Here is a 16,451-nt window from a genome sequence, read left to right as displayed (position 1 = left end):
GATTTCTTGGGCGGCGGCCAAAAGCCGCCGCCCGATTTCTAGCTTGCCTCGCGCAGCTTGAAGCGCTGGATCTTCCCGGTCTGGGTCTTCGGCAGCGCTTCGACGAAAGCGATCGCGCGGGGGTATTTGTACGGCGCAATCGTCGCCTTGACGTGATCCTGCAACAGCTTGACCTCGGCATCGTCGCTGCGCGCGCCCTGCTTCAGCACGATGAAAGCCGAGACGATCTGTCCGCGCTCCTCGTCGGGTGCGCCGATCACCGCGCATTCCGCGACATCAGGATGTCCAAGCAGCGCCGCCTCGACCTCGGGACCTGCGATGTTGTAGCCGGCCGAGATGATCATGTCGTCGGCCCGCGCCACGAAGGACAGCCGGCCGTTCTCGTCGCTGACGAAGGCATCGCCGGTAATATTCCAGCCATCGCGGACATATTTGGTCTGCCTGGAGTCGGCGAGATAGCGGCAACCGGTCGGGCCGCGCACCGCCAGCTTGCCGACCTGCCCCGGTGGCAGCTCATTCATGTCTTCGTCGACGACCCGGGCCTGGTAGCCGGAGACGGGCGTGCCCGTGGTGCCCGCGACGGCGCTGCCCGCGCGATTGGTGATGAAGATGTGCAGCAGCTCGGTGCTCCCGATCCCATCGAGGATCGGCTTGCCGGTCTTCTTGGTCCAGTTCTCGAATACCGGGGCCGGCAGCGTCTCGCCGGCCGAGACCGCGAGCCGCAGCGACGACAGATCGGCGCCCTTGTCCATCGCGGCCATCATCGCCCGATAGGCGGTCGGCGCGGTGAAGCAGATCGTCGCCTTGTAGGTTTCGATGATCCGGATCATCTCGCTTGGCGCCGCATTCTCCAGCAACGTCGCGGTGGCGCCGAAGCGCAGCGGGAAGATCGCGAGCCCGCCGAGGCCGAACGTGAAGGCAAGCGGCGGCGAGCCGACGAAGACATCGTCCGGCGTCACCTTCAGCACTTCCCGCGCATAGCCGTCCGCGACGATCAGGAGATCGCGATGGAAATGCATCGTCGCCTTGGGTTCGCCCGTGGTGCCCGACGTGAAGCCGAGCAATGCAACGTCGTCGCGGCCGGTCTTCACCGCATCGAATTTGACCGGCTTGTTCAGCGCGATCCGGTCGAGCTCGGCATCGTGGTTCTGCGTGCCGTCGAAATTGACGACCTGCTTGAGGAATTTGCTGGTCTTGGCGCAGGCCACCAGCTCGTCTGCGATCCGGCTGTCGGTCAGCGCCAGTGCAATTTCGGCCTTGTCGACGATCTTGGCCAGTTCGCCAGCACGCAGCATCGGCATGGTGTTGACGACCACGGCGCCCGCCTTGGTCGCCGCGAGCCAGGCCGCGACCAGCGCCGGGTTGTTGCCAGAGCGGATCAGGACGCGATTGCCGGGCTTGACGCCGTAATTCTCCACCAGCGCGTGCGCCAGGCGGTTCGACCAGTCCGTCAATTCCTTGTAGGTGCGCTGACGGCCATTGCCGATCAGCGCGATGCGGTCGCCCATCCCCTGCTCGACGATGCGGTCGGTGAGTTCGACCGCAGCGTTGAGATAGTCGGGATATCTGAACTCCGGCCGATCGAGCACTAGCTGCGGCCATTGCTCTGATGGCGGCAAATTGCGTCGCGCGAAATCGTCGACATGCCCGGATGGGCCGAGCCCGGGAAATTCACCTGACATTCGATTGCCCCTCGCTTTCTATCCAGAAAGGCCAAGACCAAACATCGAGAAGACCAACATCGTATCGAGGACGCCCGGCAGCGTTCCGATCGCCAATCATTTTATACTTAAAATAATTTGGCGCAAGGGTGGAAATCGCACGGTTATCGCGGACGATCGCCTAGAACCTCAGAGCTGCGTGAGCTGCTTCAACCGCGCGACCATGTCCGATGCCGGATCGGCGAGCGGCGCGATGGCGGTGAAATGATTGGCATCGGGCACAATACCGAACCGCGTCGCCACGCCTGCCTGGCCCCAGACATCGACGATAGTCCGGCTCTGGCGGTGATATTCGGCGCTCTCGGCGCCGCCGACCACCGCGTCCAGCTTCGCGCCGGCGGGAGCCTTCCAGAGCAGCGGGCTCACCGCCCGTGCTGCGTCGCGGTCGAGACCGAGCGCCTTGTTGATGGAGGTGCCGACCAGTGGCTCGAGTTCGAACAGGCCGGAGATCGCGTAAGCAGCCCTGACCAGATTGTTCGGCAGCGCCGCATCGTAGGCGGACCAATCGGTCGCCAGCATGCATGCGGCAAGATGCCCGCCGGCGGAGTGCCCCGACACGACCAGCGGCCGGCCGAGTTTTGCAAGTCCACGGCACGCCGCCCGCATCTCGCCGACGATGTCAGCGACCGAGACGTTGGGGCAGAGATCGTAGCTCGGCACCGCGACGCTGATGCCGTGACCATTGAGGCCCCGCGCGCAGTGGCTGGACGACGAGCCGTCCAGCGCCTGCCAATAGCCGCCATGGATGAACACCACGAGAGGCCCGTCGCTGTTACCCTCGAACAGGTCTATGACGTTGCGCTCGCCCGGACCATAGCTCAGCCGCCGCGGCGGATGCTGCTCGCGATAGGCCGCGGAGTCCCTCGCCCAGCCGGCCATCAGCGCCGAGTTTTCCGGCACCCGTGCCCGGTTGTTGTATTCGACCTCGTAATCGATCGCGCTCACGGCTCAAGCAGTCCTCGCCTTGGCGGAGCGCTGCGCCGAGCCCTTGGCCTTGGCGAGCAGCCGCATCAGTTCGCGGATATCCTTCGGCGACAGGTCGCCGAAAATATCGGCGATCCACTTCTCGTGCTCGGCCGCCATCTTGCGGAATTCGGCCCGGCCGAGCTTGGTCAGCCGGATGAACTGCACGCGGCGATCGGTCTCCGAGGTGCGGCGGTCGAGATGGCCTGACTCAACCAGCCGCTCGACCAGCCCGGTGACGTTGCCGTTGGAGACCATCATCCGCTTTGACAGGTCCGACAGCGTCATGCCGTCGGACACCTTGTCGAGCTGGGCCATCAGGTCGAAGCGCGGCAGCGTGACGTCGAACTTCTCGCGCAACTGGCTGCGCACCTCACCCTCGATCAGCGTGGTGCAGGTCAAGAGCCGCAGCCATAGCCTGAGCTCGGTGCCGTGATCGTCGGGCAGTTCGACGGCTTTGGTTTCGGAATCAAGGATCATGCGGCGATCGTGCCTCCGCGGCGGGTTCCGGCCGGACCGGTTGTTTTGAGCTTCAAGCAATTCGCGGCGCGCCGCAAGGACAATTGCGAATCCTGGCCGATGCGCCCGCTCGATCCTGCAATTTCTTTAAACTTCAAGCAATTGGCGCGGCGCTTGCATGGGCAGCGCCTGCATGGAGTGCGACGATCGCCCTGACGCAATGCCACATCGCTTGCAGCGGTTGCACGCGTCAGACTAAGCTGAGGCCAAATAAAGAGGCCGAGGCATCAGGCCATTGGTTGGGGGAGAGACATGAAACAATTGACGAAGCTCGTGGGACTGGCGGCGCTGCTGGGGATCGCGATCGCCCCGGCGACGGCCCAGGAGAAGATCAAGATCGGCGTGCTGGTGACGACGTCGGGCCCGGCCGCGGCACTCGGCCAGCAGGTCCGCGACGGCTTTGCGCTCGCGATCAAGGACCTCGGCGGCAAGATGGCCGGCCGCGATGTCGAGATCATCAATGCCGATGACGAGCTCAAGCCCGACGCCGCCGTGGTCAAGGTCCGCGGCCTGCTCGAGCGCGACAAGGTCGACTTCGTGGTCGGCCCGATCTTTTCCAACATCCTGCTGGCGATCCACCGGCCGGTCACGGACAGCAAGACCTTCCTGATCAGCCCGAATGCCGGTCCCTCCAGCTACGCCGGCAAGGACTGCAATCCGTTCTTCTATGTGACGTCGTATCAGAACGACCAGGTGCACGAGATCCTCGGCAAGGTGGCACAGGACCGCGGCTACAAGCGCGTCTACCTGCTGGTGCCGAACTATCAGGCCGGCCGCGATTCCGTCGCCGGCTTCAAGCTCGACTACAAGGGCGAGATAACTGAAGAATCCTACACACCACTGAACACGCTGGATTTCCAGCCCGAGCTCTCCAAGATCGCGGCGCAGAAGCCGGACGCGCTGTTCACCTTCATGCCCGGCGGCATGGGCGTGAACCTCGTCAAGCAATACAAACAGGCCGGCGCCACCGTGCCGGTTCTCTCGGCCTTCACCGTCGACGAGTCTACCCTGCCGGCACAGCAGGACGCAGCGGTCGGCATGTTCGGCGGCGCCAACTGGGCCCCGAACCTCGACAATCCCCAAAGCAAGAAGTTCGTCGCGGCCTATGAGGCAGCCTACAACGGCGTGCCCGGCACCTATGCCATGCAGGCCTATGACGCGGCGATGCTGATCGACAGCGCGGTGAAAGCCGTGAAAGGCGACCTCTCCAACAAGGACGCGGTCGCGGCGGCGCTGAAGAAGGCCGACTTCACCTCGCTGCGCGGTAACTTCAAGTTCAACAACAACGGCTATCCGATCCAGGATTTCTACCTCACCAAGGTCGCGAAGCGGCCGGACGGCAAATTCCAGACCGAGATCGTCGAAAAGGTGTTCTCGAATTATGGCGACCGCTACGCCAAGGACTGCGCCGCCAAATAACTCGCAAAGCGTTTTCAAGCGAAGTGGGCACCGGTTCGCGTGAAGAAAACGCCTCGAACAAAAGAGAGGGAAACATGACGATGAAAGACGAGATCGCCGGCATCACGCGCGCCAACGAAGGCATGCAGGGCATTTCCTGGAGCATCCTTGGGCAGACCTACGTGCCGAAGAGCCGCACCGAGCATTCCTTCTCCTGGCACGCCACCTTCCCGCCGGGCACCTTCGTGCCGCCGCACATCCATCCCGACCAGGACGAGTATCTCTACATCCTCGAGGGTAAGCTCGACTTCATGCTCGACGGCGCCGATGAATCAGCCACGCCAGGCGATCTGGTCCGCCTGCCGGCGGGCAAGCCGCACGGCATCTTCAACAAGTCGCAGCAGCCCGCCAAGACGCTGTTCTGGGTGTCACCGACGCGCCGGCTCTACGATCTGTTCTGGGCGATCCACAACATGAAGGAGCAGAACCCGGACGACGTGGTGCGGCTCGCCGCCGAGCACAACATCCACTTCCTGCCGCCGCCTCCGGCGTAGCACGCCCGCAGTTCTCTCCCCGTCATCCTGAGGAGCTGCGAAGCGGCGTCTCGAAGGATGCACGGCCCCGCTGGTGGCCGTCGCCCCCTTCGAGACGGCCGCGTTGCGGCCTCCTCCAGCGACAAAGGCGAAGCCTTTGCGCGGGGGTGACGGATCGGACATTGCTCCTACTGCCGCGCCACCACGCGCGCGGCAAAGCCGGCCTTGGCGGCATAGCCGCGCACGATCGCCTCGCGCGCTTCGTAGTTGAGAATGGTGTCGACGTCAGTGAAGCCCTGCGGCGCGAGCTGCTCGACGGCGTCGATCACGCCCTCCGGCCCGCCACGGCGGTTGGAGGCGACGATGTCGGCGGTCATCGGCAGCCGCTGCCGCTCATAGGCCGCCAGCGCCTGACGCGGATGCTCCGATCGCGCCAGCATGTCGGCGAGGCAGCGCGCATCGAGGATCGCCTGCGAGGCGCCATTCGAACCGACCGGATACATCGGATGCGCGGCGTCGCCGAGCAGCGTGACCCGGCCGCTCGACCAGTGGGGCAGCGGATCGCGGTCGCAGCACGGATACTCCCAGAACTCCGGCGTCGCGTTGATCAGGCCGGCGAAGTCGACCTGCGGGATCGTGAAACCAGTGACATAGGGCATCATCTCGTCGCGGCGGCCGAGATTGGACCAGCCCTCGCGACGCGGCGGCGGCGAGGAGCCGTCGCCGATCCGCACCAACACCGCCCAGTTGGTGAGGCGGCTCGCCGGGCTCGAGCCCGGCGCGATGGGATAGATCACAGCCTTGGCGTTCAGCCCGCCGGCGATGATCATCGAGCGACCGGTCAGGAACGCCGGCCAGTCGGTGGCGCCGCGCCACAGCATCAGCCCGTTCCAGCACGGCCCGCCCTCATCCGGAAACAGCGTCTGCCGCACTTTTGAGTGGATGCCGTCGGCGCCGATCAGAATATCGCCGCGCGCGGTGTGCACATGGGCGCCACTGCGGTCGAAGAAATAGGCCGACACGCCGCCCTCATCCTGCGTGAAGGAGCCGAGCCTGCAGCCGGTGCGGATCGCATCCGCGCCGAGCCGGTCGATCACGGCCTGATGGATCACGCCTTGCAGGCGGCCGCGATGGATCGAAAATTGCGGCACGTCGTGGCCCGCATCAAGCCCGCGCTTCTCGTGCCAGACCTGCTGGCCATGCCGCGTCAGGTAGAACAGCTCTGAGGTGCGGATCGCGACCTCGTCGAGCTTGTCGAGCAGGCCAAGCCCCGCCAGCTCGCGGATCGCATGCGGCAGCGTGTTGATGCCGACACCGAGCTCCCGGATCGTCTCCGACTGCTCGTACAGCTCGCAAGCAATGCCACGCGAGCGCAGCATCAATGCGGTGGTGAGGCCTCCGATTCCGCCTCCGACGATAATCGCCTTCATCGTCCCTTACTCCACTCACAACAGGACGTTTATACGCTTTGGCCTAGGGTCGCATGGCCCATTGCCCGGCCGCAAGCGGCTTTGTCGCGCTGCCCCTTGGCTGAGCCGTGCTGGTTCGCCTTAGGATTAACATTCGCTCAGCACATTCCCTTCTATCACCGTCACCCTGAGGAGCCGCGAAGCGGCGTCTCGAAGGGTCGACGGCCACGAGCCGGACCGTGCATCCTTCGAGACGCGCTACGCGCTCCTCCAGCGACAAAGGCGGAGCCTTTGCGCGGGGATGACGGGTTTGGCAATCGGCCGCCGGGACAGTTAATCCGGCACCACCGCGAACGCCTGGATTTCCACCTTGGCGCGGTCCTCGATCAGGCCGGCAACCTGGATCGCGGTCATCGCCGGGAAGCGCCGGCCGATCACGTCGCGATAGACAGCGCCGATCTCCTTCAGCCGCGCGGAATATTCCTTACGGTCGAGCAGGAACCAGGTCATCGACACGATGTGCTCAGGCCCGGCGCCACCGGCGGCGGCGACCGCGACGATGTTGCGCAGGGTCTGGCCGATCTGCGCCACGAGATCGTCGGTCTCGAACACGCATTGCCCGTTCCAGCCGATCTGGCCGGCGATGAATATCTGTTTACCGCGCGCGGCCATGCCGTTGGCGTAGCCGATCGGCTTCGCCCACCCCTGGGGTTGCAGGATCTCGATCATCTCAATTGCCCTCGAAGGCGGGTTTCTGCTTGGCGGCGAAGGCCTCGAAGGCGCGGCGGAAATCACCGGTCACCATGCAGATCGCCTGCGCCTGCGCTTCGGATTCGATCATCTCGTCGACGCCCATCGCCCATTCCTGGTTGAACATCGTTTTCGTCACGCCATGCGCGAACCACGGTCCGTCCGCAAGCGAGCGCGCCAGGTCTTGCGCGGCAGAGGCGAGCTCCGCCGGCGGCACCAGGCGGTTATGGAAGCCCCACGCAAAGCCTTCGTCGGCGCTCATCGCGCGGCCCGTATAGAGCAGGTCGGCGGCATGGCCCTGCCCGATCACGCGCGGCAGCAATCCGCAGGCGCCCATGTCGGCGCCGGCGAGGCCGACGCGGGTGAACAGGAACGCGGTCTTGGCCTGCGGCGTCGCCAGCCGCAGGTCGGATGCCAGCGCCAGCATAGCGCCGGCCCCGGCGCAGATGCCGTCGATCGCAGCAACGATGATCTGCGGGCATTTGCGCATCGCCCGCACCACCTCACCAGTCATCCGGGTGAAGGCGAGCAGGTCCGGCATCGCCATCCGCGTCAACGGTTCGATGATCTCGAACACGTCGCCGCCGGAGCAGAAATTGCCGTCGGCGCCGGTCAGCACGATCGCGCGGACGTCGGAGGCAGATTTGAGGTTGGTGAAGAGGTCGCGCAGCTCCTCATAGGACTCGAAGGTCAGTGGATTCTTCTTATCCGGCCGGTTCAGCGTGATGGTCGCGACACGACCGCTCGCGTCGGTCTGCCAGCGGAAGTGTTTTGCGGGATAATCCTTGAACGGCCGGAGCTTTGCTTTCATCTCGGACATGGTTTTTTCCTTCACCCGGTAAAGACTTCGCCGCCGGCAACCGCGACGGCTTGTCCGTTGATTGACGATGCACCCTCAGACGCAAGCCAGAGGATGGTGTCGGCGACCTCCTCCGGCGTCACCAGCCGCTGCATCGGATTGACCTTTGCGAGCGCGGCGCGCGCCTCTTGCTCGCTGCGCCCTGTCTTGGCGACGATGTTGGCGGCAGCATCCGCCACCAGCGGCGTATCGGTATAACCAGGGCAGACCGCATTCACGGTGACGCCGCGCCGGGCATATTCCAGCGCCAACGAGCGCGTCAGGCCGATGACGCCGTGCTTGGCGGCGACATAGGCCGAGACGTAAGCATAGCCCGTGAGACCCGCAGTCGAGGCCACGTTGATCACCCGCCCGCGGCCACGCTGCGCCATCCCGGGCAACACGGCCTGCGTCACCAGGAACACGCTGGAGAGATTGCTCGCCAGCATGTCGGCCCACAGCGCCGCGTTGGTCTTGTCGAACGGCGCGCTCCCGGCCTTGCCGGCATTGTTGACGAGGATGTCGATCGGACCCGCTTCGGTCTCGATCTGCGCGACGCCTTTAGTCACTGCAGCTTCATCGGTCACGTCGATCGAAACGACGGCGCCGGCCTGCTTGCCGAGCGACGCCGCCGTCGCTTTCAGCGCATCGATCCGGCGTCCGGCGATGCTGACGCGCACCCCGGCATTTGCCAGCGCGATCGCCGTCGCGGCGCCGATGCCGGAACCAGCCCCTGTCACGAGCGCATGTGCGTTGGGCCAGAACCGTGTCATGCCTTCCCTCCCGCGGCGGCGCGCTCGATATTGGCCTCATATTGCGACTTGCCCGACACATACTGCTTCGGCCAGGCGATCTGCTTGATGCCGATCTTCGCGGCCTCATGCAGCGTCCAGGCGGGATCGGCGAGATGCGGCCGGGCGATGGCGCAGAGATCGGCGCGGCCGGCAGCGATGATCGAGTTGGCGTGATCAGCCTCCGAGATCGCGCCGACCGCGATGGTGGCGATGCCGACCTCGTTGCGGATCTTGTCGGCGAACGGCGTCTGGTAAAGCCGGCCATAGATCGGATGATCGTCGGCCCAGACCTGGCCCGAGGAGCAATCGATCAGGTCGGCGCCGGCCTGCTTGAACAGTTTTGCGAAGGCCAGTGCATCCTCGGGCGTGTTACCACCCTCGGCCCAGTCGTGACAGGACAGGCGGACCGACATCGGCTTGTCCTCCGGCCAGACCGCGCGAATGGCGCGGAACACTTCCAGCGGATAACGCGCACGGTTCTCGATCGATCCGCCGTAGTCGTCGGTGCGGCGGTTGGTCAACGGCGACAGGAAGCTCGACAGCAAATAGCCGTGAGCGCAGTGCAGCTCGAGAATATCGAAGCCCGCGCTGGCGGCATGCCTGGCGGCGGCAACGAACTGGTCGCGCACCTCGTCCATCTCGGCGCGGCTCATCGGCTCCGGGATCTGGCCGTCGGGCAGATAAGGCACTGACGAAGCCGACACCAGCGGCCAGTTGTGGTCCGGCAGCGGCTCGTCCATACCTTCCCAGGCGACGCGGGTCGAGCCCTTGCGGCCGGCATGGCCGAGCTGGATGCCGATCTTCGCTTCCGAATTGCGATGCACGAAGTCGACGATGCGCTTGTAAGCCGACGCCTGCTCCTCATTCCACAGCCCGCAGCAGCCGGGCGTGATCCGCGCTTCCGGCGAGACGCAAGTCATCTCGGTGAACAGCAGACCAGCGCCGCCGAGCGCGCGGGAGCCGAAATGCACCAGATGGAAATCGTTCGGCACGCCCTCCTCCGCCGAATACATCGCCATCGGCGAGACGATGATCCGGTTATGCAGCGACAGGCCGCGGATGTGGAACGGCGTCAGCATCGGCGGCGTGACGCGGTCGTTGGTCGCGGGCACGCCGTTGCGCTCCGCGAACCAGCGCTCATAGCCTTCGAGCCAGGTCTTGTCGCGCAGCCGCAAATTCTCGTGGCTGATGCGCTGCGAGCGGGTCAGCAGTGAATACATGAACTGCTCCGGCTCCAGCGTATCGGCATAGCGCGAGCCGACCACCTCGAACCATTCCATCGCATTGCGTGCGGCGTTCTGGATCCGCGCCACGTCGACCCGGCGCAGCTCCTCGTAAGCCGTCAGCACCGCGGGAATGCTGTCCTTGGTCGCGCCGTGGATCTTGAACTGGTTGGTCAGCTCGATCGCATCCTCCAGCGCCAGCTTGGTGCCCGAGCCGATCGCGAAATGCGCGGTGTGTGCCGCATCGCCCATCAGCACGACATGGCTGTTGCCGTTGAACGCCGTCCACTTGCCGCAGATCAGCCTGGGGAATGACAGCCACGCCGAGCCGCGCAGATGCCGCGCGTTAGAGACCAGATGATGCCCCTCGAGGATCTCACTGAACACGTTCTCGCAGAACGCGATGGAATCGCCCTGCTCCATCTTGTCGAGGCCGTGGGCGAGATACGCCTCCTCGGTGGTCTCGACGATGAAGGTCGCCGCGCCCTCCTCGAACTTGTAGATGTGCGCCTGGAACCAGCCGTGCTCGGTCTTGCGGAAGTCGAAGGTGAAGGCATCGAATGGCCGGTTGGTGCCGAGCCAGATATAGCGGTTCGGCCGCATCAGCATATCGGGCTGGAAAGCCTCGACATATTTGGTGCGGATCTTCGAGTTGACGCCGTCGCACGCCACGATCAGGTCTGCGTCCGGGAATTCGAGATCGGAATTCACCTCGCGCTCGAAGATCAGCTCGACGCCGAGCTCCTCGGCCCGCGCCTGCAGGATGTTGAGTAGCCGCTTGCGGCCGATGCCGACGAAGCCGTGCCCGGTCGTGCGCATCCGCCGGCCCTTGATCAGGACCTCGATGTCGTCCCAATGGTTGAACGCCTGCTCGATCGTGTCGGCGGTGACCGGGTCCCATTTGCGCATGTTGTCCATGGTCGCATCCGAGAACACCACGCCGAAGCCGAAGGTGTCGTAGGGCCGGTTGCGCTCGACCACCGAAATCACGTGCGTGGGATCCAGCATCTTCATCAGGATGCCGAAGTAAAGCCCGGCCGGCCCGCCTCCAATGCAAGCGATACGCATGGCGTTCTCCCGTTGGCTTCGGCGCTGGGCAGGTTCCACCCCTCAGCCGATACGGCATATTATTTTATACTTAAAATAATTGTCAAGGGCGGGGATGGACCACGCCCGCGGCTGTCGTCCCTGCCTAGTGCGCAATTGCGCACGGGAGCAGGGACCCATAACCACCAATTATTGTTGGTTTGCAGCGCCTGGGCCGCAGCCCATTTCAACAACGAGGGCCTGAGGTTATGGGTCCCTGCCTTCGCAGGGACGACACCGATCTCGTTGCACGGCTGGTGGCTGACGCGCGTACTCGCGACGTAATTCGCCCGAGCTTCAAGGCGTGAGGGACGCGCGAGCGGAGTGGCTCCCTCTCCCCTTGTGGAAGAGAGAGCCAGAGAGGCGCGCTCGCCTCACGTGCGGCGATGACAGCTCAATGCACCGCGGCGTACAGGATCTTGTCCTGCGTCGCGTCCGCGGCGTCGAACTCGGCGACGATGCGGCCGGTGCGGGCGACCAGGATGCGGTCGGAGACCGCGAGGATTTCCGGCAGATAGGACGAGATCACCACCACCGCCTTGCCCTCGTCGGCAAGCCTGCGGATTTCGCCGTGGATGTGCGGGATGGTGCCGACGTCGACGCCGCGCGTGGGCTCGTCGAAGAAGATGATCGAAGGCTCCTGCACCAGCGTCTTGGCCAGCACCACCTTCTGCTGGTTGCCGCCGGACAGCTCGATGATCCGCGCCTTGCGCTGCAACGCGCTGATCTTGAGCCGGTCGACCCAGTAGTTGGCGAGTTTGCTGCGCCTGGCGCGCGACAGCAGCAAGCTCCAGCCCTTCTTTGTGGCAAGGCTGCCGAGATAGACGTTGTCGTCGACCACCATGGTCTCGAAGAAGCCGTTGGCCTTGCGGTCCTCGGTGATGTAGGCGATGCCGTCATTGATCGCCTGCCGCGGCACCCGGTAGCGGATCGGTTTTCCCCGCAGCCGGATAGTGCCGCCATTGACCAGATTGCGTTTCAGCGCGCCGTAGACGATCTTGGCGATCTCGGTGCGGCCGGAGCCGATCAGGCCGGCAATGCCGACCACCTCGCCGGCATAGACCGAGAACGACATGTTCTTGACCGCCATGCCCATGGTGACGTTCTCGACCGTCAGCACCTTCTCGCGGCGCTGATGTGTCTTCGCCTTGCCGCCATAGACCGCCTGCGCCACCTCGCGGCCGACCATGTGCTGCACCAGCGCATCGCGGGTCAGCTGCCTGGCCGGCGCCGTGATCACCAGCTTGCCGTCGCGCAGCACGGTGATGCGGTCGGCGATCTGGAGCGATTCCTCCAGCGCATGCGAGATGTAGATGATCGAGACGCCGCGGGCGCGCAAATCGCGCACCAGGTGGAAGAAGTGGACGATCTCCTCCGGCGTCAGCGATGCGGTCGGCTCGTCGAAGATGATGATGCGCGCCTTGTTGTAGATCGCACGCGCGATCTCCACCATCTGCTTCTTGGCGGTGCCGAGCAGCGCGACGGGCGTCGCCGGATCGACGTGGAAATTGAGCGACTGCAACAGCTGCTGGGCCTGGATGTTCAAGGTGCGGAAGCGCGTCAGCAGCTTTTCATTGCCGAGCTCGATGTTCTGCGCAGCTGTCATGGTCGGCACCAGGCTGGTCTCCTGATAGACCATGCAGATGCCGGCATCGAGCGCGTCGCGCGGCTGCTCGAAATTGGCGGGCTTGCCGTCGAGCAGATAGTCGCCGGAGGTGAGATTGATCGCGCCTGCGATCGCCTTGCACAGCGTCGACTTGCCGGCGCCGTTCTCGCCGACCAGCGCATGCACCTCGCCGGGATAGAGATCGAAATTGACGCCCTCGATGGCGTGGACGCCACCATAGATCTTGGAGCCGTTCGTGATCCGCAGCACCGGCTCGCGGGCTGCCGATTGAGTTGCGGCCGCGGCCTGCATCACGCCGTCATTCATCGCAGGTCTCCCGTGGTGAGCAGCCGTCCGGCGCCACGCGCCGCGATCACAATGCCTGACGGCGTCGCGCAGGCGGCGGTGATGCCGTGAAAGCGGCCGCCGGCGCGGCTGTGCAGGCTGTCGATCGCATCGCCTTCGGCGTCGAGATGCACCAGCAGGCCATAGGAGCGCGGCGGCGCCCACGGCTTCTGGATGCCGAGCGCCTTGACGCTGCCGATCTGCATCGGCTCCAGGCAATCGCTGCCGCCGACCAGCGCCGGCGCGACCCAGTATTCCGGCGGCATCGTCGCCATCATCTCCTCGCGGAAATCGTCTTCCTTGAGCACGAACTCGATCAGATGGGTGCGGCGGGCGAACATGCCGAGCAGCAGCCCGCCATGGCCGTCCGGATGCAGCCGCGCCGGATAGCCCGGCATGTTGGCCGCGACGGCTTCGCGCGGGCCGAGCCCAGTGCCGCCGAGCGCGAACCGGCTGAGCCGATGCGCCCAGCTCTCGGTGAGCCACAGGCTCTTGCCGTCGGCGGACACCACCACGCCGTAGGGATATGGCAGGTCGCGCAGCAAGACCTGCGGATTGTCGAAGCCGGCACCACAGCTGATCAGGCGGCCGCCAGCGCGCTTCTCCATCAGATCGTGCCGCCACTCGCTTGGGCGGCGGCCGACGCTGCCTTCGACGGCATAGATGCGGCCATCGGGCGCCGCCGTCACCGACAACAGCCCGGTAAGCGCGCTGCCGCCGGCAGACTCCAGCCAGCGCGGCTCGGGCTTGGCGGGATCGATCGCTGCAAGCCCCCTGCCCGCAACGCAGACCAGAATCCGGCCGTCCGGATGCAGCGCCAGCCCGCCGGCATCGTCCTCGAATTCGGCGATGACCGTGCGGGTCGCAAGATCCGCGCCGCTGAGCTTCAGCACCTGGCGGCCGGCGGAGACATAGACCGCGCCGTCGCCGGTGGCGATGACGTCGTCGACGCCCGGCAGCGGCTCGCCGATCGGCGTGGCCACATCGAGCCGGTCGTTCGGGCTGAGCGCGCCGTCGAGCGGCGGGATCGCATTCTGGCCGCCGTCACGGTCGATGACGCTGCGGATGTCGCGCAGAAGATGATCGAAGAATCCCATTATGTCGTCACCCTGCCTGTTACGCGGCTCTTGGCGCCCCAATACGCGTCGTAGCCGGTCCAGCTGTCGTCGACGCCGTCGAGCTTGATGCGGCCGATCCGGTTGTTCTCGAGCCCACCGAGATAGAGATAGCCCTGATGCTCGCGCATCGAGGTCAGGGTCGAATGCGAGATGCCGGTCGGATCCCACCAGGATTCCAGCGCCTCACCCTTCTCGTTGAACTTCAGCACGCAGCCATGGTTGAGCGCGGGCGCCAGCCACTCGTCGGTCGGCACCTGCTTGACCATGCGCAGCCGGAAGCCGGGCTTGCGGCACGAAAGGTCGAAGGTCGGCGTGCGGATGCCGACCAGCGCCAGCCAATAGGTGCCGTCGGAGGCGCGGTTGATGTTGTCCGGGTTGCCCGGCAACTCATCCATCAGCACTTCGGTCTTGCCCTTGTTCGGGCCGTCGATCCAGTGCCGGAACACCTTGCACAGCGAGGTCGACGCGATCAGGATCGACTTGCCGTCATGCGAGACGCAGATCCCGTTCGGGAAATAGAAGTGGTTGATCACGGTGCGCGTGGTCTTGGTCGCCGGGTCGTAGCAGACCACGCGGCCGTTCGGCCGGCCCTCCAGAATGTCGAGGGTGTTGGTGGTCATTTCGTAGCGCGTGGTGCAGTCGCTGAAGTAGATCTTGCCGTCGGGCGCGATGTCGAGATCGTCGGCCATGCGCAGGCGGCTATCGTCGTTCAGCTTGTACCAGGTGCGGTTGGTCTCGTCGGTGACCTTGAAGATGCGGCCATCCGGCGCGACGCCATAGACGCCCATGCCGGCGACCGCGACGATCAAATTCTCGTCGCGATCGAACTGCATGCCGAGCGGCCGGCCGCCGATATGCGCGAACACCTCGCGGGTCTCAAAATTCGGCCCGGAGAAGCGGATCACATTGCCGTCGCGGGTCGAGCCGTAGAGTCGGCCCTGGCGGTCGAGGATGACGTCCTCGGGCCCCTCGACCTGATCGACGCCGATCGCCTGCGCCTTGATCAGCCGGTCGTTCTGCGCGTAGGGCGATGCCGCGCCGGGCTGCACCGCGGGCGCAGAGGCCAGCGGCACGAAGGCCGGGTTGACGTAGATCTTCTGGATCGCCTTGCCGCGGTTCTTCGACCATTTGACGTCGATGCCGACCGCCGCGAGCAGGATCATGCCCGTCACCGCCGAGGTGACGTAGCCCGGGATGCCCATGCGCACGAGGCCATTGATCAGCAGAAAGATGATCAGCGCGCCGATCATCGCCCGCCACACCGTGCCCTTGCCTCCGGCGAGCGATACGCCGCCGAGCACCACGGCGGTGAGCGCCTGGAATTCCCAGCCCACGCCGGTGGTGGAATCCGTCGAGGCCTGCCGTGCGGCGTAGAAGATGCCGCTCGCCGCGCACAGCGTGCCCGACAGCACATAGGTCATGAACAGCATCAGGCGAACGCGGATGCCGGCGTGGCGCGCCGCCTTGCGGCTGGCGCCGATCGCGGTGAGATGCCAGCCATAGCGCGAGCGCGACAGGAAGATGTGGCAGATCAAAAGCACCACGAACAGCGTCGCCGCGTTGACGGGGATGCCGAGCACGCTGCCGCCGCCGACGAAGTCCCAGGCATCGCTGTCGATCGAGTTGGTCGCGAACACCTGGGCATAGCTGGTGTTGAGCAGATTGACCGAGGCGCGCAGGATGATCAGCGTCACCAGCGTGGTCAGGAACGGCCGCGTCTTCAGGAAGCCGATCAGGAAGCCGTTGATGCTGCCGAGCAGCGCGCCGACCAGCAGCGTCGCCGGAATGGCAACGCCGACCGGCCATTCGCGCACCAGCAGGAAGTACAGCGCCGCGAAATTGCACAGCGCGAAGATCGCGCCGACGCTGAGGTCGATGCCGCCGGTGACGAGGCAGAAGCCCATCGCCAGCGCGACGAAGCCGAATTCGGCGAACAGCCGCAGCAGCGACACCGAGTTCTGCACCGAGGCATAATCGGGGATGGTGAGCGCGAAATAGGCCCACAGCCCGATCATCACGGTGAACGGCACGACCGGCTCGAACCACTGTTTCAGCAACAGCTCCGACAGCAGCAGCCGGGGTGAGAACCGCCGCACCGATGCGGAAAAGGAATCAACTGCCATCGACATCGCCAAAGCTCTCCCTTGA

Annotated in this window: 13 protein-coding genes; 2 read left to right on the top strand and 11 right to left on the bottom strand. The window is 65.1% G+C overall.

Annotated elements, in window-relative coordinates; all coding sequences use genetic code 11:
• Positions 1-38 precede the first annotated feature (38 nt).
• From JQ616_RS36415 to JQ616_RS36405, 3 genes are all read right to left on the bottom strand, one after another.
• A complete protein-coding gene (locus JQ616_RS36415) occupies positions 39-1,682 on the bottom strand; it encodes a benzoate-CoA ligase family protein (RefSeq protein ID WP_212022997.1) in 1,644 nt (547 codons plus the stop codon).
• Positions 1,683-1,850: 168 nt separating this feature from the next.
• The gene (locus tag JQ616_RS36410; protein ID WP_212022996.1) at positions 1,851-2,666 is read right to left on the bottom strand and encodes an alpha/beta hydrolase; all 816 of its coding nucleotides are present in this window, start codon (positions 2,664-2,666) and stop codon (positions 1,851-1,853) included.
• 3 nt (positions 2,667-2,669) lie between these two features.
• Positions 2,670-3,164, bottom strand: a complete 495-nt coding sequence (locus JQ616_RS36405) for a MarR family winged helix-turn-helix transcriptional regulator (protein ID WP_029080721.1) — start codon at positions 3,162-3,164, stop codon at positions 2,670-2,672.
• A gap of 291 nt (positions 3,165-3,455) precedes the next feature.
• On the opposite strand from JQ616_RS36405, the gene JQ616_RS36400 reads away from it, so the two are divergent.
• Together JQ616_RS36400 and JQ616_RS36395 are read left to right on the top strand one after the other, a co-directional pair.
• On the top strand, positions 3,456-4,622 hold the full coding sequence (locus JQ616_RS36400; RefSeq protein WP_212022995.1) for an ABC transporter substrate-binding protein: 1,167 nt from the start codon (positions 3,456-3,458) through the stop codon (positions 4,620-4,622).
• An 80-nt stretch (positions 4,623-4,702) separates the two neighbouring features.
• Positions 4,703-5,155 (top strand): cupin domain-containing protein, encoded by a 453-nt coding sequence (locus JQ616_RS36395; protein WP_097670768.1) that lies wholly within the window; start codon positions 4,703-4,705, stop codon positions 5,153-5,155.
• Between the two features lie 167 nt (positions 5,156-5,322).
• On the opposite strand, the gene JQ616_RS36390 is transcribed toward JQ616_RS36395, so the two are convergent.
• The 8 genes from JQ616_RS36390 to JQ616_RS36355 all read right to left on the bottom strand — a co-directional run bounded on the left by JQ616_RS36390 (position 5,323) and on the right by JQ616_RS36355 (position 16,426).
• The gene (locus tag JQ616_RS36390) at positions 5,323-6,564 is read right to left on the bottom strand and encodes a flavin-dependent oxidoreductase (protein ID WP_212022994.1); all 1,242 of its coding nucleotides are present in this window, start codon (positions 6,562-6,564) and stop codon (positions 5,323-5,325) included.
• Positions 6,565-6,876: 312 nt separating this feature from the next.
• On the bottom strand, positions 6,877-7,272 hold the full coding sequence (locus JQ616_RS36385; RefSeq protein WP_212022993.1) for a RidA family protein: 396 nt from the start codon (positions 7,270-7,272) through the stop codon (positions 6,877-6,879).
• A gap of 1 nt (position 7,273) precedes the next feature.
• Positions 7,274-8,113, bottom strand: a complete 840-nt coding sequence (locus JQ616_RS36380; RefSeq protein ID WP_212022992.1) for an enoyl-CoA hydratase family protein — start codon at positions 8,111-8,113, stop codon at positions 7,274-7,276.
• An 11-nt stretch (positions 8,114-8,124) separates the two neighbouring features.
• On the bottom strand, positions 8,125-8,904 hold the full coding sequence (locus JQ616_RS36375) for an SDR family NAD(P)-dependent oxidoreductase (RefSeq protein WP_212022991.1): 780 nt from the start codon (positions 8,902-8,904) through the stop codon (positions 8,125-8,127).
• The gene (locus tag JQ616_RS36370; protein ID WP_212022990.1) at positions 8,901-11,216 is read right to left on the bottom strand and encodes a bifunctional salicylyl-CoA 5-hydroxylase/oxidoreductase; all 2,316 of its coding nucleotides are present in this window, start codon (positions 11,214-11,216) and stop codon (positions 8,901-8,903) included. The genes JQ616_RS36375 and JQ616_RS36370 overlap by 4 nt, the downstream gene beginning before the upstream one ends.
• Before the next feature lie 412 nt (positions 11,217-11,628).
• A complete protein-coding gene (locus JQ616_RS36365; protein ID WP_249137779.1) occupies positions 11,629-13,167 on the bottom strand; it encodes a sugar ABC transporter ATP-binding protein in 1,539 nt (512 codons plus the stop codon).
• Positions 13,164-14,282, bottom strand: a complete 1,119-nt coding sequence (locus JQ616_RS36360; protein WP_212022989.1) for an SMP-30/gluconolactonase/LRE family protein — start codon at positions 14,280-14,282, stop codon at positions 13,164-13,166. The genes JQ616_RS36365 and JQ616_RS36360 overlap by 4 nt, the downstream gene beginning before the upstream one ends.
• Positions 14,282-16,426 (bottom strand): ABC transporter permease, encoded by a 2,145-nt coding sequence (locus JQ616_RS36355; protein ID WP_349630096.1) that lies wholly within the window; start codon positions 16,424-16,426, stop codon positions 14,282-14,284. The genes JQ616_RS36360 and JQ616_RS36355 overlap by 1 nt, the downstream gene beginning before the upstream one ends.
• Positions 16,427-16,451 lie beyond the last annotated feature (25 nt).

The organism is Bradyrhizobium tropiciagri, from assembly GCF_018130545.1.
GTDB lineage: Bacteria > Pseudomonadota > Alphaproteobacteria > Rhizobiales > Xanthobacteraceae > Bradyrhizobium > Bradyrhizobium tropiciagri_A.
The sequence above is the reverse complement of the archived record's forward strand: the minus strand, read 5'-3'. Positions and strand labels throughout refer to the sequence as shown.